The 25,010-nt window shown below is 61.1% G+C and carries 30 protein-coding genes; 6 read left to right on the top strand and 24 right to left on the bottom strand.

The features are described 5' to 3' along the window. Position 1: 1 nt before the first annotated feature. On the bottom strand, positions 2-823 hold the full coding sequence (locus ACUN0G_RS21470; protein ID WP_258347199.1) for an SDR family oxidoreductase: 822 nt from the start codon (positions 821-823) through the stop codon (positions 2-4). A 149-nt stretch (positions 824-972) separates the two neighbouring features. Beyond that, complete coding sequence (locus ACUN0G_RS21465; protein ID WP_004371239.1) at positions 973-1,452, bottom strand: GNAT family N-acetyltransferase; 480 nt, start codon at positions 1,450-1,452, stop codon at positions 973-975. 112 nt (positions 1,453-1,564) lie between these two features. On the opposite strand from ACUN0G_RS21465, the gene ACUN0G_RS21460 reads away from it, so the two are divergent. From ACUN0G_RS21460 to ACUN0G_RS21440, 5 genes are all read left to right on the top strand, one after another. Continuing rightward, a complete protein-coding gene (locus ACUN0G_RS21460; protein ID WP_445574222.1) occupies positions 1,565-2,224 on the top strand; it encodes an HD domain-containing protein in 660 nt (219 codons plus the stop codon). Between the two features lie 86 nt (positions 2,225-2,310). Beyond that, the gene (locus tag ACUN0G_RS21455) at positions 2,311-3,504 is read left to right on the top strand and encodes an MFS transporter (RefSeq protein ID WP_445574221.1); all 1,194 of its coding nucleotides are present in this window, start codon (positions 2,311-2,313) and stop codon (positions 3,502-3,504) included. An 85-nt stretch (positions 3,505-3,589) separates the two neighbouring features. Then, positions 3,590-3,937, top strand: coding sequence for a hypothetical protein (locus ACUN0G_RS21450; RefSeq protein WP_063027966.1), 348 nt, complete (start codon positions 3,590-3,592; stop codon positions 3,935-3,937). Between the two features lie 48 nt (positions 3,938-3,985). Further along, entirely contained in the window at positions 3,986-4,252 is a 267-nt protein-coding gene (locus ACUN0G_RS21445) for a hypothetical protein (protein ID WP_017475797.1), read from the top strand. A gap of 56 nt (positions 4,253-4,308) precedes the next feature. After that, positions 4,309-4,689 carry a Rho termination factor N-terminal domain-containing protein gene (locus ACUN0G_RS21440; protein WP_004371251.1) on the top strand — a complete coding sequence of 127 codons (381 nt, stop codon included), beginning with the start codon at positions 4,309-4,311 and terminating at the stop codon, positions 4,687-4,689. 129 nt (positions 4,690-4,818) lie between these two features. On the opposite strand, the gene ACUN0G_RS21435 is transcribed toward ACUN0G_RS21440, so the two are convergent. From ACUN0G_RS21435 to ACUN0G_RS21335, 21 genes are all read right to left on the bottom strand, one after another. After that, entirely contained in the window at positions 4,819-5,547 is a 729-nt protein-coding gene (locus ACUN0G_RS21435; protein ID WP_445574220.1) for a class I SAM-dependent methyltransferase, read from the bottom strand. A 38-nt stretch (positions 5,548-5,585) separates the two neighbouring features. Next, the gene (locus ACUN0G_RS21430) at positions 5,586-6,506 is read right to left on the bottom strand and encodes a PfkB family carbohydrate kinase (protein WP_445574219.1); all 921 of its coding nucleotides are present in this window, start codon (positions 6,504-6,506) and stop codon (positions 5,586-5,588) included. Beyond that, positions 6,499-7,965, bottom strand: a complete 1,467-nt coding sequence (locus ACUN0G_RS21425) for a purine-cytosine permease family protein (protein ID WP_063027958.1) — start codon at positions 7,963-7,965, stop codon at positions 6,499-6,501. Before ACUN0G_RS21425 ends, ACUN0G_RS21430 begins: the two co-directional genes overlap by 8 nt. 197 nt (positions 7,966-8,162) lie before the next feature. Then, positions 8,163-9,164, bottom strand: coding sequence for an ADP-ribosylglycohydrolase family protein (locus ACUN0G_RS21420; protein ID WP_445574218.1), 1,002 nt, complete (start codon positions 9,162-9,164; stop codon positions 8,163-8,165). Further along, positions 9,161-9,874, bottom strand: coding sequence for a GntR family transcriptional regulator (locus tag ACUN0G_RS21415; RefSeq protein ID WP_080673275.1), 714 nt, complete (start codon positions 9,872-9,874; stop codon positions 9,161-9,163). Before ACUN0G_RS21415 ends, ACUN0G_RS21420 begins: the two co-directional genes overlap by 4 nt. A gap of 70 nt (positions 9,875-9,944) precedes the next feature. Beyond that, positions 9,945-10,505, bottom strand: a complete 561-nt coding sequence (locus tag ACUN0G_RS21410; RefSeq protein ID WP_445574217.1) for a DUF1285 domain-containing protein — start codon at positions 10,503-10,505, stop codon at positions 9,945-9,947. A 17-nt stretch (positions 10,506-10,522) separates the two neighbouring features. Further along, positions 10,523-11,128, bottom strand: coding sequence for a DUF4823 domain-containing protein (locus tag ACUN0G_RS21405; protein ID WP_063027950.1), 606 nt, complete (start codon positions 11,126-11,128; stop codon positions 10,523-10,525). 75 nt (positions 11,129-11,203) lie between these two features. Beyond that, positions 11,204-12,172 carry a GTP 3',8-cyclase MoaA gene (locus tag ACUN0G_RS21400; protein ID WP_076015080.1) on the bottom strand — a complete coding sequence of 323 codons (969 nt, stop codon included), beginning with the start codon at positions 12,170-12,172 and terminating at the stop codon, positions 11,204-11,206. A 139-nt stretch (positions 12,173-12,311) separates the two neighbouring features. Further along, the gene (locus tag ACUN0G_RS21395) at positions 12,312-12,965 is read right to left on the bottom strand and encodes a TetR/AcrR family transcriptional regulator (protein WP_004371278.1); all 654 of its coding nucleotides are present in this window, start codon (positions 12,963-12,965) and stop codon (positions 12,312-12,314) included. A 437-nt stretch (positions 12,966-13,402) separates the two neighbouring features. Further along, positions 13,403-14,188 (bottom strand): TatD family hydrolase, encoded by a 786-nt coding sequence (locus tag ACUN0G_RS21390; RefSeq protein WP_445574216.1) that lies wholly within the window; start codon positions 14,186-14,188, stop codon positions 13,403-13,405. Positions 14,189-14,251: 63 nt separating this feature from the next. Continuing rightward, complete coding sequence (locus ACUN0G_RS21385) at positions 14,252-15,241, bottom strand: DNA polymerase III subunit delta' (protein ID WP_445574215.1); 990 nt, start codon at positions 15,239-15,241, stop codon at positions 14,252-14,254. Continuing rightward, a complete protein-coding gene (tmk, locus tag ACUN0G_RS21380; protein ID WP_177027694.1) occupies positions 15,234-15,866 on the bottom strand; it encodes a dTMP kinase in 633 nt (210 codons plus the stop codon). The genes ACUN0G_RS21385 and tmk overlap by 8 nt, the downstream gene beginning before the upstream one ends. Before the next feature lie 19 nt (positions 15,867-15,885). Beyond that, positions 15,886-17,016 (bottom strand): endolytic transglycosylase MltG, encoded by a 1,131-nt coding sequence (mltG, locus tag ACUN0G_RS21375; RefSeq protein ID WP_445574214.1) that lies wholly within the window; start codon positions 17,014-17,016, stop codon positions 15,886-15,888. Position 17,017: 1 nt separating this feature from the next. Further along, a complete protein-coding gene (pabC, locus tag ACUN0G_RS21370; RefSeq protein ID WP_445574213.1) occupies positions 17,018-17,833 on the bottom strand; it encodes an aminodeoxychorismate lyase in 816 nt (271 codons plus the stop codon). Further along, on the bottom strand, positions 17,833-19,077 hold the full coding sequence (fabF, locus tag ACUN0G_RS21365; protein WP_258347213.1) for a beta-ketoacyl-ACP synthase II: 1,245 nt from the start codon (positions 19,075-19,077) through the stop codon (positions 17,833-17,835). Before fabF ends, pabC begins: the two co-directional genes overlap by 1 nt. Positions 19,078-19,187: 110 nt before the next feature. Then, on the bottom strand, positions 19,188-19,424 hold the full coding sequence (gene acpP / locus ACUN0G_RS21360; RefSeq protein ID WP_010165887.1) for an acyl carrier protein: 237 nt from the start codon (positions 19,422-19,424) through the stop codon (positions 19,188-19,190). Between the two features lie 192 nt (positions 19,425-19,616). Then, the gene (fabG, locus tag ACUN0G_RS21355) at positions 19,617-20,360 is read right to left on the bottom strand and encodes a 3-oxoacyl-ACP reductase FabG (protein WP_445574212.1); all 744 of its coding nucleotides are present in this window, start codon (positions 20,358-20,360) and stop codon (positions 19,617-19,619) included. Between the two features lie 31 nt (positions 20,361-20,391). Next, positions 20,392-21,330, bottom strand: a complete 939-nt coding sequence (fabD, locus tag ACUN0G_RS21350) for an ACP S-malonyltransferase (RefSeq protein ID WP_258347214.1) — start codon at positions 21,328-21,330, stop codon at positions 20,392-20,394. 126 nt (positions 21,331-21,456) lie between these two features. Beyond that, positions 21,457-22,467 carry a phosphate acyltransferase PlsX gene (gene plsX, locus ACUN0G_RS21345; protein WP_256124531.1) on the bottom strand — a complete coding sequence of 337 codons (1,011 nt, stop codon included), beginning with the start codon at positions 22,465-22,467 and terminating at the stop codon, positions 21,457-21,459. Positions 22,468-22,471: 4 nt separating this feature from the next. Then, positions 22,472-22,654: a 50S ribosomal protein L32 gene (rpmF, locus tag ACUN0G_RS21340; RefSeq protein ID WP_004371305.1), complete on the bottom strand. Its 183-nt coding sequence runs from the start codon at positions 22,652-22,654 to the stop codon at positions 22,472-22,474. Between the two features lie 13 nt (positions 22,655-22,667). Then, positions 22,668-23,195 carry a YceD family protein gene (locus tag ACUN0G_RS21335; protein WP_017475815.1) on the bottom strand — a complete coding sequence of 176 codons (528 nt, stop codon included), beginning with the start codon at positions 23,193-23,195 and terminating at the stop codon, positions 22,668-22,670. Between the two features lie 105 nt (positions 23,196-23,300). Between ACUN0G_RS21335 and ACUN0G_RS21330 the strand changes: the two genes are divergently transcribed. Further along, complete coding sequence (locus tag ACUN0G_RS21330) at positions 23,301-23,879, top strand: Maf family protein (RefSeq protein WP_445574211.1); 579 nt, start codon at positions 23,301-23,303, stop codon at positions 23,877-23,879. 129 nt (positions 23,880-24,008) lie between these two features. Here the strand turns inward: ACUN0G_RS21330 and ACUN0G_RS21325 are convergent, their stop codons facing one another. Next, complete coding sequence (locus tag ACUN0G_RS21325) at positions 24,009-25,001, bottom strand: S49 family peptidase (RefSeq protein ID WP_258347217.1); 993 nt, start codon at positions 24,999-25,001, stop codon at positions 24,009-24,011. Positions 25,002-25,010 lie beyond the last annotated feature (9 nt).

Here is a 25,010-nt window from a genome sequence, read left to right as displayed (position 1 = left end):
GTTAATCGTGGTACATCACCGACCGCCCGCCATCGATCATCAGGCAGGTGGCATTGATAAAGGGCGCCTCATCGGTCGCAAGAAACAGTGCCGTCATTGCCACTTCAATCGGTTGGCCGATGCGCTTGGGCGGGTGCAGGTCAAAGGCGCGCTGACGCTCGGCGTGGGGGTCGGCAAAGCCGTTCCAGTAATCGACGTTGAGTTGGGTTTCGATATAGCCCGGCGCGATGGCATTTACGCGGATGCCCTTGGGCGCATATTCGATGCCCAGCGCTCGGGTCAGCCCCAGCAGGCCGTGCTTGGCCACCGGGTACGGGAAGCAACCGGGAATGATGTGGCTGGAATGGGTGGAGGCGATGTTGATGATGTTGCCGATGCCCTGCTCGATCATGTGCGGTAACACAGTGCGGCAGCCGTACCAGGCGCCGTCGAGGTCGATGGCGAAACAGCGGCGCCAGTCTTCGTCGGTCATTTCCAGCGGGTCGCGGAACACGTTGACGCCGGCGCAGTTGACCAGCACATCCACGCGGCCAAAGCGTTCGATGGCCACGTCCACCAAGGCGCGCCACTGATCCTTGGACGTGATGTCGACGGCTTGTGCGTAAATCTCGGCGCCGCGTTCACGCCAGTGGGCCGCAACTTTCTCGACCTTCTCACCCTGGATATCACCGATTACCAGGCGCGCCTGCTGGGCCTGGAAGCAAGCGACGATGGCCTCGCCAATGCCTTGGGCGGCGCCGGTAATGACCACGACTTTGTTCTTCAGTCGCTCGCCGTAAGTCGGCTCGGGCACCGGAGGTAAGGACAACGGTTGTGCCTGCATCGCTTCACCTGTTTTGTTTTTGGTAGTGAGTGCTGATGCGCAAGACTATAAACCCAGAAACCAGAACATCTCAATATATAAATTATCATCCCATATAGTGAGAAAACGTATAAAAAAACCGGCCGCGATGGCCGGTTGCTTATGCGCCGTTAACCCTGCGCGAAATCCCTTAACGCATCACCTTCCATACGGTAGCGCACCCACTCTTCCTGGGGCTGGGCGCCGATGGATTTGTAGAACGCAATGGCCGGCTCATTCCAGTCCAGCACGCTCCACTCGAAACGCCCACAGCCATTGTCGCAGGCGATTTTCGCCAGGTGGCGCAGCAACTTCTTGCCCGCCCCGCCGCCGCGTTGCTCGGGGTTGATGTACAGGTCTTCGAGGTACAGGCAGTTGCTGCCGAGCCAGGTGGAGTAGCTGAAAAAGAACACTGCAAAGCCGATCGGCAAACCGTCCCGCAGGCAGATCAAGCCGTGGGCGGTGGCGCCTTCGCTGAACAGGCTGCGCTCGATGTCCACCACGCTGGCGATCACTTCGTGCCGGGCTTTTTCATAGTCGGCCAGCTCGGTGATAAAGGTCAGGATCTGCGCAGCATCGCTGGGCACGGCGGGGCGAATCTCGATGGTCATGGGCAGGCCTTGTCAGGGAAAGAGAGCACACATACTAAGGCGCTTTAATGACCGATTGCAGTGCAATTTCATTCGCGGCTAACCTGCAGGCTATCGACCTTTGAGAATCCCCATGCCCTTCACGCCCTTGACCGACCTCGCCGCGACGTTATTGCCTCACGCCCTTGAGCCCTCGGAAGACGGCGCCCACGACCTGTCCCATTTGCAACGGGTGTGGCACAACGTGCGCTCGATCCAGGCCGAGGAAGGCGGCGAGCTTGAGGTGCTGCTGGCAGCCGTGTTGCTGCATGACTGCGTGGCGGTGGAGAAGAATTCACCGCTGCGGTCCAAGGCGTCGAAACTGGCGGCGGACAAGGCCGGGGAAATTTTGCAGGAGCTGGGCTGGCCGCCCGGAACGATTGCTGCGGTGACCCATGCCATCGAGACCCACAGCTTTTCGGCGGGCCTTACTCCGGTGACGCTTGAAGCAAAGATTATGCAGGATGCCGACCGCCTGGACTCCCTGGGCATGATCGGCGTGGCCCGCACGTTTTATATCGCCGGGCGCATGGGCAGCGGGCTGTATGACCCGGCGGACCCAACGGCTAAGCATCGCGAGTACGACGACAAGCGTTTCTGCCTCGACCATTTCCAGACCAAGCTGCTGCATCTGGCGGGCGGATTTCAGACGCCGACGGGCCAACGCATGGCCCTGGCGCGCCATGAGCGGTTGAAGGGTTTCATGGACCTGCTCATCGAAGAAATAGGCACGCCATACTCCGCTGCGGGCTAACGCAAGCACCGCGAACCACAGAACAATCCCACGTGCCGTGCATGGTAAAAAGTTGGGCATAAATCCAACAGACGCAAGGCTCTTCCATGCACGCCTCACCTGCGGTTGGCGGAAAACTGTTCGCCCTCTTCTGCCTCGCCAGCTATTTGCTTTCCCTGTCCTATGGCTCGACATTCTTGCTGTCGCTGCTGATCCATTCCCGCGGCGGCAACGAACACGACGCCGGCAGCGTGATCTCCATGGCGATGCTCAGCACCTTTGTGGCGGTGCTGGTTTCCGGGCATCTGGCAGACCTGCTGGGAGCCGCCAGATCGATCGCCCTGCTCGGCCTGTTGCTGGTGGTGGCGTGCCTGGGCTTTGCGCTGACACCGGGGTTTGGCGAGGGCTTGATGCTTTTTGGCTTGTCGTTGGGGTTGGGCTGGGGCGTGTTCTATACGCTGGGGCCGATCATCGTCGCGATGCTGGTGGAGCCGGCACAGCGGGCCAAATATTTCGCCCTGCTGTCGGGCAGCATGATGACCGGGATCGGCTCCGGGCCGTTGCTGGGACGGGCGGCAAGTGCGCTGGATTTTTCGCTGACGGCGGCATTTTTTATCGCGGCGCTGGCAAGCCTGGCGGGCGTGTTGATTTTCTGGCGGCTGGGTCGCGCCCTCAGTCAACACACTGCGCCGGCGTCGAAGATTTCCTGGTCGGCCACGCGACAGGTGCTGTCATCGAAAGCGGTGTTCGCGATCATCATGGTGGGCCTCGGCGGTTGCGTGTTTGGCGGGCTGTCGAGTTTCCAGACCAGCTACGCGGCACTGCACGGGCTGGACTATTCGCTGTTCTTCCTGGGCTTCATGAGTGCGGCGATTACCAGCCGCCTGCTGATCGCCGGCATCGTGGTCAAGCGTGATCCGTATTGGGCGGCGTGTGTATTGTCCGGGTTGATGCTGGTGTCGATTTTCCTGTTCGGGTTCAGGGTGAGCGGCAACTACAGCTACCTGCTGGCAGCCGTCACCCTGGGCATCGGTTATGGCCTGACGTATTCGGTGATCAATGGTTTGGCCGCCAACGAGGCACCGGCCGGCACCACCTCCCAGGCGTTGCTGTTGTTCAGCCTGGCGTACTTTATCGGGGTGTTCGGTTTCCCGTTGCTGGCGGGCAAGGTCATCGTCGAATACGGCATGCCGACCCTGTTGATGAGCGTGCTGGCGGTGGCGCTGCTCAATTGGCTGATCACAGTGGCGCGGTTGATCTGGCGCCGAATCGCGTCACACAAAATCTTACAAGCGACCTAAGACCGTTCGTCGGTATCGAGGCACGAATCGCAAACGGGGGCGGACCAATATCAGGTAAGGACATTAATCATATGGAGACACCATCATGACGACTTCCAAATTTGCCGCCCTCGCCCTCACTGGTTTGCTGTCTGCGGTTTCACTGAGCAGCTTTGCCGCCTCCACAGGTTCCAGCACCGGTCCGACCGACCCTGTCGGCAGCCCGCCCAACCCGGCCACTCAAGAGTCGAAAGACTCAATGGGCACCGGCATGGACACCAACGGCGGCGCCATCATCGACAACAGCAGAGACCCACGCACCCAGGGCGACGACACCAATCGCAACAGCGGTGCGGTGCCTAACGGCAAAATGGGCCCTGGCGCCACTTCGCCTTCGATCAATAAAGGCGATGACTCCAACATCCCTGGTGCGCCAAAACAGCCAGCGCCTTAATCCGCAAGAAAGACGAACACCCAACCATTTCCCAGTGAAGAGGTATGCATGAACGTCGATCACAACCTTGAAAAAGAAGTCCTCACCCGTCTGCTCCACGCTCATCCCAGTGGGTTGGGCAAAGAAGTGCTGGACAACTACCGAGGTGAAAAAGTGGTGGCCAGCGCCTTGGCCACCTTGCAGGACCGCGGGTGGATCAAGGAAGGCCATGTGACCTGCAACGATGCCGGGGAACACGCGCTGAACCTGCCGATCAAGCTCACCGCGTCCGGCGTGGAAGCGGCTCGCAAGCTGGAAAGCGAAGCGGGCCAGTAACGCACTTTGTCTGGCCTGGCCCTTCGCGAAGGGCCAGAACCAGGAGGAGTATCGCAATGCCTCGTGGAAGCAAAGCCAAATACACCACCGAACAAAAACGCAAGGCCGCTCATATCGAAGCGAGTTATGAGCACCAGGGCTTGTCGAAAGAAGAAGCCGAGGCCCGGGCCTGGGCCACCGTCAACAAGCAGTCCGGTGGCGGCGAAAAGGCTGGCGGTTCTGGCCAGCGCAAGGCCCCGGCGAAGAAGTCCCAGGACCGGCATGAGTCGGCCAAGCGAGCGGCGGCCAGTCGTGAAGGGCATCCGCGTAACAGCAGGGTTTCGCTGGGTACGCAGACCAAGGAAAGCTTGCTGAAGGAAGCGCGCGCCAGGGACATTCCCGGCCGCTCGACCATGCGCAAGGATGAGTTGATTGAGGCGCTGAAAAAGGCCGGTTAACGCGAATCAAAATGTGGGAGCGGGCTTGCTCGCGAAGGCGGTGTATCAGGGCCAGATTCATTGGCTGACCCACCGCATTCGCGAGCAAGCCCGCTCCCACATTTTTTGATCGGGTTTTCAACCTCGGGATCAGCGGTGGGCGGCCACCAGTAGCATCATTGGGCGCTCAAGCTCTTCTGCCAGTGCGGGACGGGCCTTGAGGTCCGCTTCGCTCGGCCCCCACTCGTCGACATGGCTCAGGGTGAACCCCGCCTGGATCAACAGCGTCAGCAACGTGCCCACGGTGCGATGTTGCTTGATCACACCCTCCGCCAACCAGTTTGTCACCCGTGGTCCTTCCAACTGGTAGCTGTCCACCGGCCAGCTCTTGCGCCCTTGCTCATCAATCAGCCAGCCCGGTTGCCGGGGCGCCATGAAGATCGGGTGCTCGATGGAAAACACCAACCGCCCGCCCGGGACCAATGCTTGATGGATGCGCGCAAACAGGCCTTTCAGATCGACGATGTAATGAAACGCCAATGAGCTGTAGGCCAGGTCGAAAGCGGCATTCGGAAGGTCGAGTTTTTCCAGGTCGGCGATGCCGTAGGTGATGGCCGAAGAGGACGTCATCTCCTTCGCCCGCGCCAGCATCTTTTGCGAGACATCCAGCCCCAGCACCTGTTCGGCGCCCTGCTCCTGGGCCCAGCGACTGAACCAGCCGTAGCCGCAACCCAGGTCCACCACTTTCAACCCCGGCACCGGCGGTAGCATGGCTTGCAAAGCCGGCCACTCCGGAGCGCCGGCGAGGCCTTCCACCGAGCGGCCCATTTTGCTGTAGCCCTCGAAGAAAACCTCGGTGTCGTAGATGTTCTGGGTCATGACGCTGCTCCGTGCTGAATGGCGACTATTCTGCCGAATCAGCCCCCGCTCAACAACGCATCCACTTCAGCCGTGCCCGGTGACGTGGCCGGCCCCCAGCGCGTGACCGCCAATGCCGCCGCCGCATTCGCGCGACGTGCCGCGACAGCTGGCGCCAAACCATTGGCCAGGCCGGCGATAAACACTCCGGCGTGAGCATCACCCGCACCGTTGCTGTCCACCGCATTGACCTTGAATCCCGGCACATGTTCGGCCTGGCCATTACGGCTGACCCAACAGCCATTCGGCCCATCGCGCACCACCAGCAAGGAGTCGGCGGGCAGGTGCTCGTTGAGCTTGAGCAATGCCCCCGCCAGATCGCTCGCGCCGGTGAAGGCCAGCGCTTCCGGACCGTTGCTGGTCCAGATGTCGATACGCGGCAACAGGGCGACCATCAAGGCCGAGTCCGGTGCCTTCACCAGCGGGCCCGGATCGAACACCACCGTGATCTCGCGCGGCAACGCCAACAGCCAATCGAGCAACGCTTGCGCCTTGCCTTCCAGCAGCAGGCTGTAGCCGCTGACGTACACATAGTCGTCGTCCCGTGGTACCGCATTGGCCAGGTCTTGCGCGAGCAAATCACCTTCGGCGCCGATATGGGAGATGAAAGTGCGCTCGGTGGTGGCTTCGGTCAGGGACACACACAGGCCGGTGTCCTTGTCGTCGCTGGCGGCCAGGGCCATTTCAATGCCTTCGGCTTGCATTGCCGCACGTGCCAGGTCGCCGAAGCGGCCGGTGCCATGGCGGCCCAGATAAACCACCGGCAACCCGTTGCGCCGAGCGGCGGCCATCACGTTGAAGCCGCCGCCGGCTTCGAAGCTGGCGGAGTTGGCCAATACATCGCCGCCGGTGGCAGGCAATGTTTCGAGGGACATGACTAGGTCGACGATGACCTGGCCGCTGTGCAGCAATCTAGACATTAGCGCTCTCTACCAAAGCCGGACGACGATCAGCCGCGCCACCCAGTACCGCGTAAATCCCGCCGGCCACCAGGAAGGTGACGATCCAGCCCAGGCCGTTATGGCCCAGCCACGAATCGGACAGCGGCCCGGCGAACCAGATATTTTCGGCCGTGGTGCCGATGGTGGTGAAGCTGAAGCCCAGCACAATCGCAATCGCCCAGGCGCCAAATGCACGCCATTCAACCCCGCCGCGGTACCAGTAGGCGCTGCTTGGCGTCACGTCCAGCAGGTCTTTGGGGCTGTAGTAATGGCGATGGATCAGGTCGACCACAAAGATCCCGACCCAAGCGGTGATTGGCACCGCCAGCAGCGAGATGAAGGTGATGAACGGACCATAGAAACTGTCGGCGATCAGCATGAAGTAGATCGAACCGGCGAAGATCGCGACGATGTCGACGATCACCGCGTGTACGCGCTTGACCTTCAAACCGAGGGTCAAGGTGGTGAGGCCCGCCGAGTACACCGACAGGTTATTCGACAGCAACAGCCCGCCAAACGCGGTGATCAGGTACGGCACCGCCATCCAGGTCGGCAGCATGTCGCGGATCGCGATGATCGGATCAGTGGCCGACGCCAGGTCGTTGTTGCCCACCGACAGCAGGCCGCCGAGGGTGATCAACAGTACCAGCGGAATCCCCGCACCGAAGGCGGCAGAGGCCACCAGGCGCACGGCCTTGACGCTGCGGTGCTGGTAGCGCGACATGTCGGCACCGGCGTTGGCCCAGCCGATACCCGTACCGGCGGCCATGGTGCCAATGCCAATGATCATCGCGCTCAACGGCGCAGGCGTGGCGTTGAACACCGCGCTCCAATCGATGGTGGCGCAGAGGAAACCGCCCACCAGGATATTCAGCGCGCCGAACACGTAGGTGGCCCACTTCTGGATCACCAGCAAGGTGGCGTGGCCCAGGCCCGATACGGCGAGGGTCAGCAGCACGAAGATGCCGATGAACAACAGGGTCAGTACCGGCGCGCTTTTGGCGGCAACCGGCGAGTTGAACAGGATCGAGCACAACGACAGCAACACAAACGCCGCCGTGGTGGTGTTGACGGTTTCCCAGCCCAGGCGCGACATCAGTGACACCAGGGTCGGGCCGATATTGCCGCGTACGCCGAAGATCGCCCGGGACAGGGTCAGGCTCGGCGCACGGCCACGACGGCCGGCGATGGAGATGATACCGACCACCGCAAACGAACCGGCGGCACCGAGGATTGCGACGATGATCGCCTGCCAGATCGCCAGGCCGCGAAACGCCACGAGGGTCGCGCCCAAGGGCAAGCCGAGGATGCTGATGTTGGCCGCAAACCAGACCCAGAACAGTTGCAACGGATGGCCGTTGCACTCGCCTTCCGGGACCGGCTCGATGCCGCGTGTTTCCAATTGCCCGGCGCTTTGGCCGGAAGAGGACGTACTCATGGTGGGGTGCTCCTGATGCCTGTTTTTTTGTGGTTGTGGCAGGTTGGCAAGTGAATCTGTGTTCCGGTCTTCCTGACTCGACTGGATCAATGTGGGAGCGGGCTTGCTCGCGAAAGCGGTGTGTCAGGCAACGCATGTGTCACTGATGCACCGCTTTCGCGAGCAAGCCCGCTCCCACATTTTTTGATCTGCGGTGCTCAGCGCAGATCGAGCAGGCCTTGGACCAAGGGTTCCAGGTCCAGGCCGTTCACCTGTTTGACCTGCTCGATCATCGCCTCAGGCCAGCACTGCATCCCCAGGCATGCACCGAGCATCGCGCCGAGAATCGCGGCGATGGTGTCGGTGTCGCCGCCAAGGCTGGCGGCCATGCACAAGGCTTCGAAGGCATTCACTTCACCCACCGCAACTTGCTGCGCGAGGGCAAACGACACCACCACCGATTCCTGGGACGCCACCGAGGTGCCGATCAATTCATAGAGCAGGTCGGTAAACAGCGCCTTGTCGCCGCTGTCGACGCTCAAGGTGCGCGCCCAACTGATGCGGGTGGCGATGCGCCCACCGGCAATCCAGTGGCCATGGTTTTCCGCCTGCTGGGCGATCTGGGTGCCGATGTTCAGCGCTTCGCCCAGGTCGACACCGCTGATCCCGGCGGAAACCACCGCTGCCACGGCTGCCGCGCTGGAGATGCCGAGGTTGGTGTTGTGGGTGACCTGGCATGCCTGGATCACCGCCTGGATAAACTGCGCAGGGTCATTGACGTTCGCCGCGATGCCCACCGGGGTGATGCGCATGGCGGCACCGTTGGTGGTGCCGTAGCGCCCGGATTCTTCCGGGGTATGGCCCGCCAGGATCATGTCGATCGCACGCTTGGTGGAGGGGCCCAGCAAATCCTGGGAACCTTTGGCGCGCATCACCGCTTCCCAGTCGATCAGGCGCCGGGCCAGTTCGGTGGGTTCGATCTTGCCTTGCCCGTCTACCAGCAACTGGCCGACGAGAATCGCCTGTTCAGTGTCATCGGTGATCGAGCCCTTGGGCATGTTCGGCGCGATCGGCTGATCGGCGTCGGCATCTTCCAGGGCGGTGATCGCGCCGAAACGCGCCTTGACCTGCTCGCGGCTCAGGGACTGGGTGGGCATGCCCAACGCATCGCCCAGGGCCAGGCCGTAGAAGGCGCCGAGGGCGCGGGTGGTGGCGGTCATGTCGGTGTTCCAAATTGAAGGTGCAGGCGAAAGTGCAGAGGGTCGAGCAGGCTTTCGACGGATTCCATGAAGCGGTCTTGCCGGTCGTAGGTGGTGCGCAGAGCCTTGAGGAACACTGTGCCCACCGGGCGACCCAGCAACTGGGCGTCTTCTTCGTTCAATGGCTCGGCACCGATCCATTGGTTGCCGGTAGCGCCGACATAGCCATAGGCGGCCAGGGTGATGGTCAGGGAGTTATCGATCAGGCCAACTTGCGGCAGGCTTTCGAGGCCACCGGAGGCCGGCATCAGCGAGCGCTCCAAGGACACGAACGTGCCGTCGGCGGCGCGACGGCGGCGATCGAGGGCAATGAATTGGTCGCTGCCGTGACGGCTGAGCAGGTCCGGGCGGGTGACCGCTTCCAGACGCAGGATTTCGGAGGTGACCACGGCGCCGGTGTCGGCGAGGGCCTGGGCCCAGCCGCTGCGTTGGTCGAGCACCATGCCGTCGAAGGTGACGATGGAGCCCACACCGCTTTGGGTGGCGATGTAGCTGCGGCGCTTGAGCTCGGCCAGGGCCTCACGCAGGGTGCCGCGGCTGACGGAAAACTCTTCGGCCAGTTGGTGCTCGCCCGGCAACAGGACACCGTCAGCCATCACTCCACCTTCGATACGGCGGATGAGCTCGTCGACGACGCGTTTTTTCTTATCAAATCGGACATGTCTAATCATGTACAAATTGATAACCGAAAGCGCCCGGCTACAGCAAGCGAATTATTTCAGGGGAAAGAAAAAATCAGCCTCAAGGCTCCAGGCCGATGGGGAAAAACACCCCGCCGCTCCAGACGCCAAGCCAGTTCTTACCGTTGATCGGACGGGTCACCGCCAACTCCACCAACTGATAGAACGCATTGCGGTGGACCAGGGCTTCAAGGTTGGTGCGCACCCGCAGGTATGGCGAAGGTTCCTGGGTTTGCGGGTCAATCACCACCCGCAGCGGATGTTCGATACCGGCCTCGACCTGTTCATCGACATTGGTGGTAAAGCGCAACACCTGGCTTTCGCCCTGCCCTTCGACTTCCAGGGTGACGGCGACAAAGGGCGCGTCATCGACCTTGATCCCGACCTTTTCCACCGGGGTGATCAGGAAGTAATCATCACCGTCGCGGCGGATGATATTGGAGAACAGCTTGACCATCGGCTTGCGGCCAATCGGCGTGCCCATATAGAACCAGGTACCGTCGCGGGCAATGCGCATGTCGATATCGCCGCAAAACGCCGGGTTCCACAGATGCACCGGTGCATGTCCCTTGCCCTTGGGCAATTGCGCCAACAGGTCATTGGCCTTGGCCGAATCGGTCATGCTGTACTCCTTGTGTCTTACTGATCGCTCATGCCCAACAGGCTGCGCGCGTAGTGCGCCAGAGGCTTGCCGATCAGATCATCAGGCTTGTTGTCGTGGAACGTCAGTAAACCGCCACGGCTGTGAATCCGCACAGTATCAATCAAATACTGGGTGCTGGTCTCGATCAACATGACCTGAATGGTGCCGGTGTCGATGCCCAGGCGATCCACCGCCTCCTGGTCAGACCATTCATCGGCGTTGCCGATCCGGTCATCCGCCTGGGCAAAGCGGCAGTACAGCAGGTAATGCGCACCAGCCGCGCGGGCTTCAGACATCGCCTGTTCCAGGCCTTCGGGTTTGCGGGCGCGACGGACCATCGGGAAGTATTCGACAAAGCCGTTGAAGGCTTCCTCCGCCACTACGTTAGGCCGTGGATAAGCGCTGCCCGGCGGGGTGAAGGCGCCCTGGGCGATGAAGACGAAGGAGTCCGGCTGTATGCGGACCGAATTGACGCGGCGGGTATCGCTGTGGTCCAGCAGCCCGGCATCGCTCATCTGATAGCGCGTGCCTTCGGCCATATCACTGACGGTCATGCAGCCACCCAGCGCGAGTGACGCCAGCACCAAAACCAGACTACGCATCCTAATTCTCCAAAGGCCGGTGACGGAAAACCGGCGAATGGGCACGAGATGCAGATTTTGCGCCAGCTTGCGGGACTAGCCGCCGATGATCTTCATGATGGTGGCGCCGCCGGAGAATGCCACTTCCTGCTTGTCGCCCAAGGCCTTGACCAACAAGCGCTGCAAGGCCGGCAGAGCCTGGTGGCGGGGTTTGTCCAGCAGGTCGCCGACGTAGTGGCGGTTGCTCGACGACAGGCAGCCATGCAGCCAGCCGGTGGACGACAGGCGCAACCGCGAGCAAGTCCGGCAGAACGGCACGCTTTCATTGGCGATGACACCGAAGAAGCCTTTGCCGGGCACTTCGTAGCGCACGGCAGTGGCGTCCACTGGAGCGTTGGCTTGCAGGTATTCGTGTTGCTCGCCGATCAGGCTGAGCAATTGCTGGAGGCTGACGAATTGCTGCAGGAACGCGTTGGAATCGTTGGCCAGGTGGCCCATGCGCATCAATTCGATAAAGCGCAGCTCGTAGCCACGCTCCAGGCAGTAGTCGAGCAGCGGCATCACCTGGTCGAGGTTCTGGCCGCGCAACGGCACCATGTTGACCTTGATCTTGATTCCCGCGGCACTGGCCTGGTCCATGCCATCAAGCACGGTGGCCAGGTCGCCACCGCGAGCGATGCTGCGGAAGGCGTCGGCGTCCAGGGTATCGAGGGAGACGTTGATCCGGCGAATGCCCGCATCCACCAGCAGCGGCAGTTTGCGCGCCAGCAGTTGGCCGTTGGTGGTCAGGCTGATGTCACTGAGGCCCATCTGCCCCACTGCGCCCATAAAGGCTTCCAGCTTGGGACTGACCAACGGTTCACCACCGGTGATGCGCAGGCGTTCAATGCCAGCAGCCTCGATCAGGTACTCGACGCCACGAGCCATTGCCTCGGCCGACAGTTCGTCCTGCGCAGCCACCAGCCGCTTGCCGTTGGGCACGCAGTAGGTACAGGCGTAATTGCAGGCTGAGGTCAGGCTGATCCGCAAATTGCGGAATCGCCTGCCTTGACGATCAACGATCATGGATCACTCCGGCAGAGGATAATTCGGGCACGCCAAAACCTGACTGAAAAATCAAGTTTTAGCAAGGTCCTTGCCTGAGTATATTCCTGGGTTACTGCGCTGGGCAGGAAATCATATCGCCATCACGCTGGCGAATGATTCAAGTGGCCGGCGTTTCAGCATTCGGCAAATCGGTGCTGTGCTTGCGCTTGTTGCCCATGCGCACGCCGATGTCCATCAGGAACTGGAAGAAACCTTCCTGGTCTTCCAGCACATTGCTCCAGAACGGTGAGTGGTACAGCGCCACGGCGCCGTGCACCAACGCCCAGGCGGCGCAGTAGTGGAAATACGGCGGCACGTCTTCGAGCTTGCCTTCGCTGATGCGGCCCTTGATGAGCAGGGTCAGGCGCTCGAAGTTCGAGGCGCGGATCTTGTGCAGCTCCTCGACCATTTCCGGCACCTGATGGCCTTTCACCACTTTCTCTTCCAGGCGATCAAACAGGCGGTAGCGCTGCGGGTCACGCATGCGGAACTCAAAGTAGGCGCGGGACAGCGCTTCCTTGTCCTTGTCAACATCGGCCGAGTGCAGCAACTCGTTCAAGTCACGCTCGTAGTCGAGCATCAGGCGCAGGTAGATCTCGGCCTTGGACTTGAAGTGCTTGTAGATGGTGCCTTTGCCGATACCCACGGCATCCGCAATCATCTCGACGGTGACGCTGTCTTCACCTTGGTCGAGGAACAGCTTGAGTGCGGTGTCGAGAATTTCCTGCTCGCGGCGGCGAAACTCACGGACCTTGCGGGGTTCTTTGTGCATAAGAAAAAGGTCTGCAGAGGTGGATATTGGGAGGGTGGCGTGCCCCAAGCCGTGCTTGTCGGAACGTTTTACCCGGTGCGCGGGATTATCCCGACTGAACGGTCGTTGGGCAACGCCTATATGAACAACCTTTGCACTTAACTTACAGCGCGCCAACGAATCAACCGATTTGAGTCAGAAATAAAACAGGTGATTGCCACCCGTGCATCGCAACCCATGAGAACTCAACCGAAGCGGGCGTATTCCAAATCTGTTTAAAAAACGATCAGATGCGGCTGGACTGAATCGGATACTGATCAATACTTGAACTGTCGGCGTGGCATCTCCCCCAAGTGACGCGTCGACCTGGGTACCGACGGACTGCGTACCCTTGTTTTACTCCTAATGGTCTTAACCCGGATTCACCCCCCAGAACCCGGGTTTTTTTTGCCTGCGATTCAGTGGCTGACGTGAGCCAGCGGGAACAGACGCTTGAAGTTCTCGGTGGTCTGTTCGGCGAAGCGCTCGTAGGGCTCGCCCCGCAGCGTCGCCAGGTAATCCGCTACATCCCGTACGTATTCCGGCAGGTTGGGTTTGCCGCGATGAGGGATGGGTGCCAGGTACGGCGAATCGGTTTCCACCAGCAGGCGGTCTGCCGGGACCTGGCGCGCGACATCCCGCAGGGCGTCGGCGTTGCGGAAGGTCACGATGCCCGACAAGGAAATGTAGAAGCCGAGGTCGAGGGCGGCCTTGGCCATGTCCCAGTCTTCCGTGAAGCAATGCAGCACACCGGCCTGGGGCAGCGCGGCCTCGCGCAGCAGGGTCAGGGTGTCGGCACGGGCGCCACGGGTGTGGACGATCACGGGTTTGCCAGTCTGCTGGGCGGCTTGCAGGTGCAGACGAAACGACGCCTGCTGCAACTCGGCGGCTTCCGGTTCGTAGTGGTAATCAAGGCCGGTCTCGCCGATGGCCACCACGCGTGGGTGATTGAGTTCGCCGAGCAGCCAGTCGAGGGCCGGGGCTTCGCCGGGCTTCAGGTCCAGCGGGTGAATGCCCACCGAGCAATCGACGTCGGCATAACGATCGGCCAGGGCTTTGACGTCGGCGGCGTTTTCCGCGCTGACGCCGATGCACAGGAAGTGCCCTACCCCGCGCTGGCGCGCAGCTTCGAGGGCGGCGTCGAGGGAGCCGCCGTGCTGGGCCAGGTCGAGGCGATCAAGGTGGCAATGGGAATCTACGAGCATAGGGATCTACAACTTGAGTCACGGAAAGTGTCTGGCCAACGATACACCCGTCGGCCACTGAAATTAACGCCGGCCGAGCAAGCCGACCCATTGCACCAGCAAGGCCTCAAGCAACAGCACGCGGTTGAGGTTGGCCTTGCCCAGGACCTTCTGGCGTTGGGCGAGGATCCAGTCCTGAATGTTCAGGACCTTGTCCTGGGCACTCTTCTGTGCGAGGTATTGCAACACCTTGCGCATGTCCGCCAGGCCCAGGCCGTTTTCGTCCTGGGTCAGCTGGTAGCGCAGGATCAGGCTCGACCAGTCGCAGAACCAGTCGAACAGCAGCAACAAGGGAATGTCTTTCCAGGCGCTTTCGGCCAGTTGCGTGGCGGACATCTCCTGCTTGAGCAGCTTCTTCACGCCATCCACCACCAACGCGCGCTGTTCCCGCACGCCCTGGGCCTGGAGCTTGACCGCCGCCAAGGGCGAGCCGGCCGCCAGGGTCAGCAACTCGACGCGCTCGGCCTCGCCGCAGTCCGGCAACGCCTGGGCCAGCCACTGCAGGCTCATGGCTTCGCTCGGCAACGGGCAGGCCTGTTGCACGCAGCGGCTGCGGATGGTCGGCAGCAGGCGGCTGGACTGGTGGCTGACCAGCAGCAGCACGGTATCGCCGGACGGTTCTTCCAGGCTCTTGAGCAAGGCGTTGGCCGCGTTGATGTTCATCGACTCCACTGGCTCGATCAGCACCACCTTGCGCCCGCCCATCTGCGCGGTCTGCACCACGAAGCTGACCAGATCACGCACCTGGTCGACTTTGATTGCCTTGTCGGCTTCTTCCGGTTCCAGCAGGTAGTTGTCGGGGTGGCTGCCGGCCTTGAGCAGCATGCAGGATTTACATTCCCCACAGGCTTCCAGCCCGTTGGGCCGCTGGCATAACAAGCTGGCCATCAACCGCTCGGCCAAGGCGCGCTTGCCGATGCCCGCCGGGCCATGGAGCAGGTAGGCGTGGGCGTGCTGGGCACGGCCCGCCAGTTGCTGCCAGAGGCTGTCCTGCCACGGATAGGCTTCAGCCACGGACACGCTCCACAAGCTTCGGCAACAGGGCGTCAATGCACTGCTGAACCTGAGTCAGCGGTTGTGCGGCGTCCAACAGGTAGTAACGGGCGGGGTCGGCTTCGGCGCGCTTGAGAAACGCGCCACGCACAGCTTCAAAAAAGACTCGGGTTTCCAGTTCGAAACGATCAAGGCGACCCCGGGCGGTGGCACGGGCCATGCCGACTTCCACCGGGAGATCGAACACCAGGGTCAGGTCGGGCCGCAAATCGCCCTGGACGAAGGTTTCCAGCGTCGCAATGCGCTCAAGGGACAAGCCACGACCGCCGCCCTGATAGGCATAGGTGGAGTCGGTGAACCGGTCGCAAATCACCACCGCGCCACGGGCCAGGGCCGGGCGAATGACTTCGGCCAGGTGCTGGGCGCGCGCGGCAAACACCAGCAGCAGCTCGGTGTCGGGGTTCATCTGTTCGTCGCCCGGGGTCAGCAGCACTTCACGGATACGCTCGGCCAACGGCGTGCCGCCGGGCTCGCGGGTCAGCAGCACCTCGATACCTTCGGCGCGCAGGCGCTCGGCCAGGTATTCGCGGTTGGTGCTTTTGCCGGCGCCTTCCGGGCCTTCCAGGGTAATAAACAAGCCAGTCACAGGCAGTCCTTAGTCAGAGTCATTGCGAGCTTTGCGGCGCGGTGTCATCGGGTGCGGGAGACGGCTCGGCGGGCGTATCAACCGGTGCGTCTTCAGGTTTTACCGCCGGTGCGGGCGCGGGTGCCGGGCTGGAACGGTAATCGGCACGACGCTTCATCTGAAACTCACGCACCGCCGCGTTATGCGCATCCAGGTTATCCGAGAAAATATGGCTGCCGTCGCCTCGGGCAACGAAATACAGGCTGCTGCCCGCCACCGGGTTCAGCGCGGCATGAATAGCCTCACGTCCCACCATGGCAATCGGCGTCGGCGGCAGGCCGGCGATCACGTAGGTGTTGTAGGGCGTGGCTTCCTTGAGGTGCGCGCGGGTCAGCTTGCCGGTGTAGCGCTCGCCGAGGCCGTAGATCACCGTCGGGTCGGTTTGCAGCAGCATGCCGATCTTCATGCGTCGCACGAACACCCCGGCGATCTGGCCGCGCTCTTCCGGCACGCCGGTTTCTTTCTCCACCAGCGAGGCCATGATCAGCGCTTGATAGGGGCCAGTGTACGGCGCATCGGCCGCGCGCTTGCTCCATTCCTGGGCAAGGACATCGTCCAAGCGGTTGTAGGACTTTTTCAGCAATTCGACGTCGCTCATGCCACGCACGAAGCGGTAGGTGTCGGGGAAAAAGCGGCCTTCAGGGAAGACACCAGGGTGGCCGAGTTTTTCCATCACCTCACTGTCACTCAGGCCCGACAGGGTTTGCTCGATCTTTTCATGCTTGGCCAGGGCGGCGCGCACCTGGCGGAAGTTCCAGCCTTCCACCAGCGTGATGCTGTACTGCACCACTTCGCCACGCTGCCACAAACCGATCAGGCCCTCGGCGGTGAGGCCTGGGGTCATGCGGTATTCGCCGCTGTGCAGCGGCTGGCCGTCGAGGTTGAAGCGCCAGTAAAGACGCAACCAGAACGCATCCTTGAGCACGCCGTCGTTTTCCAGACGATTGAAGGTGCCGGTGGGCGTCGCGCCGGCCGGTACGTCCAGCAATTGCTCCTGGGTCAGATTCAGGGGCTGCTCAAGGGCCGAGTTCAGCTTCCAGGCCGAAGCGCCCAGCAGCAAACCCGCCAGGACCAGACCGATCTCCAGCAACAATACAAATTTACGTCTCAAATCAAATATCCAATAGTGCGCGAACAGTGCCCTGCAGTTTACGGGTGAGCGGCCCAACCGACCAGCTCATCGCAGCACATCCGCGCACCGGCCAAATGCCATATACGCTGTTGCACACAAAGACTTCGTCGGCCCGGTGCAGCTGTTCAAGGCTGATATCGGCCACGCTCGTCGGAATGCCCAACACCTGCGCCTGGGCCAACACCTCGGCCCGCATGACGCCGGCGACGCCGCAGCGTTTCAGATCAGCGGTCAGCAACACGCCGTCACACACCAGGAACAGGTTGCTGAACACGCCTTCGATGACTCGACCGGACATATCCAGCATCAAACCTTCAGCGTGATCGGCATCCTGCCACTCGGCGCGGGCGAATACCTGTTCCAGGCGGTTGAGGTGCTTGAGGCCGGCAAGCAAAGGTTGCTCGGACAAACGGGTGGTACACGCAAACAGGCGAATGCCTGACGCTGCATGTTCCGGGGGATAAGTGGCAGGTGGACTGCCTTGCAGGATGCGCCGCGGGGGAGCGCCGGCGCTGATGCCGTAACCGCGCTGGCTGTCGCCACGGGTCAGGATCAATTTGAGTACACCCTCGCCCAAGGCGGTGGCATAGGCCAGCAATTCGCTGCGGATCAACGGCTGATCCGCAACAATCGCCAACCGCCTGCAACCCTCATCGAGGCGCTGCAGGTGGCGGTCGAGCAACACAGGCTGCCCGGCCTTGACGGCAATGGTCTCGAACAGGCCATCACCGTACGCCAGGCCACGGTCTTTCAGGGGCACTGCGCCCGCCGGCTGACCGTCAACCCAGCTTTCCATCACTCGGCGAACCGGCGGAACACCAGGGAACCGTTGGTACCACCAAAACCGAACGAGTTGGACAACACCACGTCGATCGGCATCTTCTGCGCTTCATGCGGTACGAAGTTCAGGTCGCAGCCTTCATCCGGCTCATCGAGGTTGATGGTCGGCGGAGCGACCTGATCCTTGATGGCCAGCACGCTGAAGATCGCCTCGACCGCGCCCGCCGCACCCAACAGGTGGCCGGTCATGGACTTGGTGGAGCTGACCGCCAGCTTGTAGGCGTGCTCGCCGAACACCGACTTGATGGCTTCGGCTTCCGCCAGGTCGCCCGTGGGTGTCGACGTGCCGTGGGCGTTGATGTACTGCACCTGGTCAGCGTTGACCTTGGCATCACGCAACGCATTGGTAATGCAGCGCGCAGCCCCTGCACCGTCAGCCGGCGGCGAGGTCATGTGGTAAGCATCACCGCTCATGCCGAAGCCAATCAGCTCGGCATAGATGGTGGCGCCACGGGCCTTCGCGTGCTCCAGCTCTTCGAGGACCAGCGCACCGGCACCGTCGGCCAGTACAAAGCCATCACGGCCCTTGTCCCATGGACGGCTGGCACGGGTCGGCTCGTCATTGCGGGTCGACAGTGCGCGGGACGCGCCGAAGCCCCCCATGCCCAGGCCGCAGGCAGCCATTTCGGCGCCGCCAGCGATCATCACGTCGGCTTCGTCGTAGGCGATATTGCGCGCCGCCATGCCGATGCAGTGAGTGCCGGTAGTGCACGCAGTGGAAATGGCGTAGTTAGGCCCCTGGGCACCCAAGTGGATGGACAGGAAACCGGAAATCATATTGATGATCGAGCCAGGCACGAAGAACGGTGAAATTCGACGGGGGCCGGACTCGTGCAACGTGCGGCTGGTTTCTTCGATATTGGTCAGACCGCCAATACCCGAACCCATGGCCACGCCGATGCGCTCACGGTTGGCGTCGGTGACTTCCAGGCCGGCATTACGCACCGCCTGAAAACCGGCTGCCAGGCCGTATTGAATGAACAGGTCGAGTTTGCGGGACTCTTTGACCGAGAGATATTCCTCGACATTAAAGTCCTTTACCGAGCCGCCAAAACGGGTGGAATAGGCAGAAAGGTCCGTGTGTTCGATCAGACCAATACCACTGCGGCCAGCCAGAATGCCCTGCCAACTGCTCGGCACATCCGTACCCAGTGGCGACAACATACCCATACCGGTGACTACGACGCGTCTACGCGACACAGCACTCTCCTTTTTCTAATGACGACACTTTGCATCAGGCTTAAAGGAAAAAACCGCACGCCGTAGGGCAGTGCGGTTTTTCCATCACAGCAAGCGACGATTACAAACTATTACGCCTGGTGGCTAGTAACGTAGTCGATGGCAGCTTGAACGGTAGTGATTTTTTCAGCTTCTTCGTCCGGGATTTCGGTCTCGAATTCCTCTTCCAGAGCCATCACCAGCTCAACGGTGTCAAGGGAGTCGGCACCCAGGTCTTCAACGAAGGAAGCAGTGTTGGTCACTTCTTCTTCTTTAACGCCCAGTTGCTCAGCAACGATTTTCTTGACGCGCTCTTCGATGGTGCTCATACCGTGTTTTCACTCCTAATGGACAAATTCAGGCAGCTGGCCAGTGGGTAAGTGTATAGAAAGACTTTTCAGCTTTTCAACTGAAAGCTTCACCCTCGTACCCTATTGGCCATCTGCCTATAAATAGATTGCAGCTTTATAACGGATTTTAGACAGCTCGTATGACATTTTTTTGAAGCGATCCGTCACAATTTAACTCATGTACATCCCGCCGTTCACCGGGATTGTAGCCCCAGTCACGTATGCCGCACCGTCGGATGCCAGGAAAGTGACCACATTCGCGATCTCTTGAGCCTGGCCCAGACGGCCCAGCGGAATCTGCGTCAGCAGCGCTTCACGCTGCGCTTCAGGCAATTCGCGGGTCATATCGGTATCGATGAACCCTGGAGCCACCGAGTTGACCGTAATCGACCGCGAGCCCACTTCACGCGCCAGTGCACGGCTGAAACCTTCCAGACCGGCCTTGGCGGCTGCGTAGTTTACTTGGCCTGCGTTGCCCATGGCACCCACAACAGAGCCAATATTGATAATTCGCCCCCAACGAGCCTTGGTCATGCCACGCAAAACACCCTTGGACAGGCGAAATAGACTGTTCAGGTTGGTATCAACGACGTCATGCCACTCGTCGTCTTTCATGCGCATCACCAGATTATCGCGGGTGATACCGGCATTGTTCACCAGAATAGCCGGCGCACCGAATTTCGCCGTGATTTCAGCCAGGACGGCAGCCACGGACTCATCGCTGGTCACGTTCAGTTCAAGGCCGGTGCCCTGAACGCCGTTTTCCTTCAACGTCGCGGCAATACGCTCGGCGCCGGCGGCGGAGGTTGCGGTACCGATGACCACAGCGCCCAGACGGCCCAGCTCCAGGGCGATCGCCTGGCCAATGCCACGGCTAGCGCCGGTGACCAGTGCAACTTTACCTTGCAGACTCATGCAGGCTTCTCCTAGGTTCGGAAATTAAAGGTCAGGCCAGGGCTGCGCGAGCAGCAGCAAAGGCATCCGGAGTATTGAGGTTGGAAGTCGACACGCCCTCGGCGCAACGCTTGTTCAGGCCAGCCAGGACTTTGCCCGGGCCGCACTCTACCAATTGGGTGACGCCGTTGGCGGCCAGGGTCTGCACCGACTCAACCCAGCGAACCGGCTTGTACAGCTGTTCCAGCAGGTCGCGCTTGAGGGTTTCCAGGTCAGGCGCAACCGCAGCACTGACGTTCTGTACCAGCGGAATCTGAGGCGCCTGCCAGTTGATCGCGGCGATCGACTCGGCAAAACGCTCGGCAGCCGGGCGCATCAGCTCGCAGTGGGACGGCACGCTGACCGGCAGCGGCAATGCACGCTTGGCGCCACGGGCCTTGCAGCCTTCAATGGCGCGCTCTACCGCGGCCTTGGCGCCGGCGATCACCACCTGGCCAGGGGAGTTGAAGTTCACGGCGCTGACCACTTCGCCCTGGGCCGCTTCGGCACAGGCAGCGATCACGTCAGCATCTTCCAGGCCAAGAATGGCGGCCATGCCACCCTGCCCGGCCGGAACGGCTTCCTGCATCAGCTGGCCACGACGCTCGACCAACTTGACTGCTTCACCGAGGGTCAGGCTGCCAGCGGCCACCAGGGCGCTGTATTCGCCCAGGCTATGACCGGCAACGTAAGCCGGGCGCGCACCACCTTCAGCCAACCACAGGCGCCACAGGGCGATGGAGGCGGTCAGGATGGCCGGTTGGGTCTTGTCGGTTTGGTTGAGCAGCGCTTCCGGCCCTTGCTGGGTCAGTGCCCACAGGTCGTAACCCAGGGCATCGGAAGCTTCCTTGAAAGTTTCCAGGACCAGCGGATGTTCCGCGCCCAGCTCGGCCAACATGCCGAGGGACTGCGAACCCTGCCCTGGAAAGACGAATGCGAGGGATGTAGACATGTAACAAGCCCCTAATGATCTGGTCGTCGGAAATTGACGCCCCACAGGTGGGAGCGCAAGAAACTGACAGATTGGATGGTCAATTGAACTGGCCGGTCACATTTAAGCATTTCCGGCCCGATTCGCCTAAGGCAACAGATCCTCAAGGCGGCCGTGCAAGCGTTGCGGCAGGTTTTCCTGGATCTCGATCAAGGCGCGCTGGATGGCACTTTGAAAACCCTGCACCCCCGCCGAGCCGTGACTTTTCACCACGATGCCCTGCAACCCCAGGAAACTCGCGCCATTGTGCCGCGCCGGTGCCAGGTCCGCCTGCAGGCGCCGCATCAAGGGCAGCGCCAGGGCGCCCACCACGCGTGACGCAAGGTTGCGCTTGAACAAGGCCTCGATGCGCGCAGCAATCATCGTCGCCAGGCCTTCGCTGGATTTGAGCAGGATATTGCCGACAAACCCGTCGCACACCACCACATCCGCTTCGCCGCGGTACAACCCGTCACCTTCGACAAAGCCGATGTAGTTCAAGCCTCGCGCGCTTTGCAACAGCGTCGCCGCCAGCTTGACCTGCTGATTACCCTTGATGTCCTCGGTGCCGATATTCAGCAATGCCACCCGAGGCCGGGCCACGCCCAGCGCTTCGGCCGCCACCGAGCCCATCAACGCAAAGTGCAGCAGATGCTCGGCACTGCAATCGACGTTTGCCCCCAGGTCCAGCAACTGGCAATAGCCCTGCTGGGTCGGGATCGCCGCGACCATCGCCGGCCGATCAATGCCCGGCAGGGTTTTCAGCACATGCCGGGACAACGCCATCAACGCCCCGGTATTGCCGGCACTGACACAGGCCTGAGCCTTGCCGTCACGCACCAGCTCCAGGGCCACCCGCATCGAAGAATCAGGCTTGCCGCGCAACGCCTGTGCAGGCTTTTCATCCATGGTGATGGTTTCGCTGGCCGGCGTAATAGTCAGGCGCGCGCGATCCACCGCCGGATGGCTGGCAATCAGTTCTTCAAGTAAGGAGGGTTGACCGACAAGGGTCAGGTGCAGCGAGGGCGTGGCAGACAGGCAAGCAATGCAGGCCTGAACAATGCTGCGGGGACCGAAGTCCCCGCCCATTGCGTCAATCGCGATGACTTGAGCAGACAAGTGATTACTCGTCAGCGCCCTTGTCGATCACTTTACGGCCACGGTATACGCCTTCTGGCGATACGTGGTGACGCAGGTGAACTTCACCGGTGGTTTTTTCTACAGACAGAGTGCTCGCCGTCAGGGCGTCGTGGGAACGACGCATGTCACGGGCAGAGCGGGATTTTTTGTTCTGCTGAACAGCCATAATTGATTAACTCCTAAACGTTTGGGTCACGCTTTAACTGCGCCAATACACTGAACGGGTTGGACCGCGTTACCTCGTCCTCGCTCGGTTCGGGCTCATCGAGACCCGCCGGCTGCTGGCATTCTTCCGGATGATGAGCAGGCACAATGGGCAAGGCGAGCAAAAGCTCCTCCTCGATCAGTGACTGCAGATCCAAAGGATCTTCGCCCAGTTCCAGCACGTCATAACCTTTCGGCAACGACTGGGTATTCGCACCCTCTTTCACCACAGCATAACTGCATTCGCTGTGGATCGGCAGGGTGACCAGCTCAAGACAACGCTGGCAAACCATTTTGACTTCGGTGTCGATAAAGCTGTGGATTACCACAGACTTACGTTCATCTCGTTCAAAAACGAATTTAGCCTGCACCGTACCGACAGTGTCGGAAAGCGGGTCGCAGAGTCTCTCCAAATCGGCCAGCAGCACTTCACCTTGAAGGGTAGTGCCACGATCAGCCAATTTGCGCGGGTCAACGTGAGGTGGAATCGGGTCATTCAACATAGGCGCAGCATTATAGGGATGCACCCGGCCATGTCAAAGGAAATTCAGCCCTGTCCGTCACCGGGCCTCCCCGCTAGAATCCGCGACTGCCTTGAGGAGACGTCCATGCTGCCTTTATTACTCGCTTCCAGCTCGGTTTATCGCCGGGAATTGCTGAACCGCCTGCACCTGCCGTTCATCTGCAGTTCGCCGGATATCGACGAAAGCCACCGCCCGGACGAGTCTGCCGTGGAACTGGTGAAGCGCCTCGCCGAAGAAAAGGCTCGCGCCCTCGCCGGCAGTCATCCAGGGCATCTGATTATCGGCTCGGACCAGGTCGCAGCGCTCGACGGCCAGATCATCGGCAAACCCCACACCTTCGAGAAGGCCCGCGAGCAACTGCTGGCGGCCAGTGGCAAGCGGGTCAGCTTCCTCACCGGCCTGGCCGTGCTGAACAGCACCACCGGCCACTGCCAGGTCGACTGCATCCCCTTCACCGTACATATGCGCACGCTGGACACGGCACGCATCGAACGCTACTTGCGCATCGAGCAGCCCTACGACTGCGCTGGCAGCTTCAAGGCCGAAGGCCTGGGGGTGAGTCTGTTTCAAAGCACTGAAGGACCGGACGCTACCAGCCTGGTCGGCCTGCCATTGATCCGACTGGTGGACATGCTGCTGGCCGAAGGCGTGCAGATTCCCTGAGAACACCACAAACAAATGTGGGAGCTGGCCTGCCTGCGATGCAAACACCTCGGTACATCAGTTGCACCGAGGTGATGCTATCGCAGGCAGGCCAGCTCCCACACGTTGAGCCATGTCGCGCTCAAGGTCTCAGCGCAGAGTCGGCCCCTGGAAGCCCATCCACATCGCCAACTGCTCGGCCACACTGGCGCCGAGTTTTTTCGAGAAGCGGTCGAATGGCGATTCCTGAACGGTGAAATCCACCAGTTCTTTTTCGCCAATCACATCCCGTGCCACCGAACTGGCACTGCCCAGGCCGTCGATCAAGCCCAGCGGCAGTGCTTGCTCACCGGACCAGACCAGGCCGGAGAACAGCTCCGGATGTTCTTTATCCTTGAGCCGGTCACCGCGCCCTTGCTTGACGCTGGCAATAAACTGCCGATGAGTGGTATCGAGCACGCCCTGCCAGAACTGGGTCTCGTCAGCCTTTTGCGGCTGGAATGGATCCAGGAACGACTTGTGCTCGCCAGACGTGTAGGTACGCCGCTCAACCCCAAGCTTCTCCATGGTGCCGACAAAGCCGTAACCGGCCGCCGTCACACCAATGGAACCCACCAGACTGGCCTTGTCGGCATAGATCTGGTCGGCAGCGCTGGCGATGTAATAGGCACCCGAGGCCCCCAGGTCGGAAATCACAGCATAGAGCTTGATGTCCGGGTGCAACGCGCGCAGGCGACGAATCTCGTCATACACATAACCCGATTGCACCGGACTGCCGCCCGGGCTGTTAATGCGCAGAATCACAGCCTTGACCTTGGAATCCTCGAAGGCCGCCCGCAGGCTGCTGACAATATTGTCGGCACTGGCAGACTCCTTGTCGGCAATCACTCCGCGCACTTCGATCAATGCCGTGTAGTTACCGCTTCGGGTGGCGCTCTTCTCCATGTCCATCAGCGGACTGAACAGCGCCAGCATGCCCAGCAGATAAATAAAGGTCAGGAGCTTGAAAAAGATCCCCCAACGCCGGGAGCGACGCTGCTCCTGGACACTGGCCAGCAGGGTCTTCTCCAGCAACTTCCAGCTTCTGTCATCGCCATTGTTATCGGCATTAGCCTTTTCAGGCGCCTTCCACTCATCGGTCATGCCATCTAC

Source organism: Pseudomonas sp. 32A, from assembly GCF_052682255.1.
The sequence above is the reverse complement of the archived record's forward strand: the minus strand, read 5'-3'. Positions and strand labels throughout refer to the sequence as shown.

Excerpts from the sequence above, each read along its gene's own strand:
- ACUN0G_RS21460 (WP_445574222.1), top strand. The coding sequence starts at position 1,565 with ATGCCCTTCACGCCCTTGACCGACCTCGCCGCGACGTTATTGCCTCAC.
- pabC (WP_445574213.1), bottom strand. The coding sequence starts at position 17,833 with ATGGAAAGCTGGGTTGACGGTCAGCCGGCGGGCGCAGTGCCCCTGAAA.
- ACUN0G_RS21435 (WP_445574220.1), bottom strand. The coding sequence starts at position 5,547 with ATGACCCAGAACATCTACGACACCGAGGTTTTCTTCGAGGGCTACAGC.
- fabD (WP_258347214.1), bottom strand. The coding sequence starts at position 21,330 with ATGTCTACATCCCTCGCATTCGTCTTTCCAGGGCAGGGTTCGCAGTCC.
- ACUN0G_RS21400 (WP_076015080.1), bottom strand. The coding sequence starts at position 12,172 with ATGATCGTTGATCGTCAAGGCAGGCGATTCCGCAATTTGCGGATCAGC.
- ACUN0G_RS21450 (WP_063027966.1), top strand. The coding sequence starts at position 3,590 with ATGACGACTTCCAAATTTGCCGCCCTCGCCCTCACTGGTTTGCTGTCT.
- fabG (WP_445574212.1), bottom strand. The coding sequence starts at position 20,360 with ATGAGTCTGCAAGGTAAAGTTGCACTGGTCACCGGCGCTAGCCGTGGC.
- ACUN0G_RS21445 (WP_017475797.1), top strand. The coding sequence starts at position 3,986 with ATGAACGTCGATCACAACCTTGAAAAAGAAGTCCTCACCCGTCTGCTC.
- ACUN0G_RS21390 (WP_445574216.1), bottom strand. The coding sequence starts at position 14,188 with ATGCTCGTAGATTCCCATTGCCACCTTGATCGCCTCGACCTGGCCCAG.
- ACUN0G_RS21335 (WP_017475815.1), bottom strand. The coding sequence starts at position 23,195 with ATGTTGAATGACCCGATTCCACCTCACGTTGACCCGCGCAAATTGGCT.
- ACUN0G_RS21425 (WP_063027958.1), bottom strand. The coding sequence starts at position 7,965 with ATGAGTACGTCCTCTTCCGGCCAAAGCGCCGGGCAATTGGAAACACGC.
- acpP (WP_010165887.1), bottom strand. The coding sequence starts at position 19,424 with ATGAGCACCATCGAAGAGCGCGTCAAGAAAATCGTTGCTGAGCAACTG.
- ACUN0G_RS21440 (WP_004371251.1), top strand. The coding sequence starts at position 4,309 with ATGCCTCGTGGAAGCAAAGCCAAATACACCACCGAACAAAAACGCAAG.
- ACUN0G_RS21395 (WP_004371278.1), bottom strand. The coding sequence starts at position 12,965 with ATGCACAAAGAACCCCGCAAGGTCCGTGAGTTTCGCCGCCGCGAGCAG.
- ACUN0G_RS21330 (WP_445574211.1), top strand. The coding sequence starts at position 23,301 with ATGCTGCCTTTATTACTCGCTTCCAGCTCGGTTTATCGCCGGGAATTG.
- ACUN0G_RS21410 (WP_445574217.1), bottom strand. The coding sequence starts at position 10,505 with ATGACCGATTCGGCCAAGGCCAATGACCTGTTGGCGCAATTGCCCAAG.
- ACUN0G_RS21325 (WP_258347217.1), bottom strand. The coding sequence starts at position 25,001 with ATGACCGATGAGTGGAAGGCGCCTGAAAAGGCTAATGCCGATAACAAT.
- ACUN0G_RS21430 (WP_445574219.1), bottom strand. The coding sequence starts at position 6,506 with ATGTCTAGATTGCTGCACAGCGGCCAGGTCATCGTCGACCTAGTCATG.
- ACUN0G_RS21420 (WP_445574218.1), bottom strand. The coding sequence starts at position 9,164 with ATGACCGCCACCACCCGCGCCCTCGGCGCCTTCTACGGCCTGGCCCTG.
- ACUN0G_RS21405 (WP_063027950.1), bottom strand. The coding sequence starts at position 11,128 with ATGCGTAGTCTGGTTTTGGTGCTGGCGTCACTCGCGCTGGGTGGCTGC.
- rpmF (WP_004371305.1), bottom strand. The coding sequence starts at position 22,654 with ATGGCTGTTCAGCAGAACAAAAAATCCCGCTCTGCCCGTGACATGCGT.
- ACUN0G_RS21465 (WP_004371239.1), bottom strand. The coding sequence starts at position 1,452 with ATGACCATCGAGATTCGCCCCGCCGTGCCCAGCGATGCTGCGCAGATC.
- ACUN0G_RS21455 (WP_445574221.1), top strand. The coding sequence starts at position 2,311 with ATGCACGCCTCACCTGCGGTTGGCGGAAAACTGTTCGCCCTCTTCTGC.
- ACUN0G_RS21415 (WP_080673275.1), bottom strand. The coding sequence starts at position 9,874 with ATGATTAGACATGTCCGATTTGATAAGAAAAAACGCGTCGTCGACGAG.
- ACUN0G_RS21470 (WP_258347199.1), bottom strand. The coding sequence starts at position 823 with ATGCAGGCACAACCGTTGTCCTTACCTCCGGTGCCCGAGCCGACTTAC.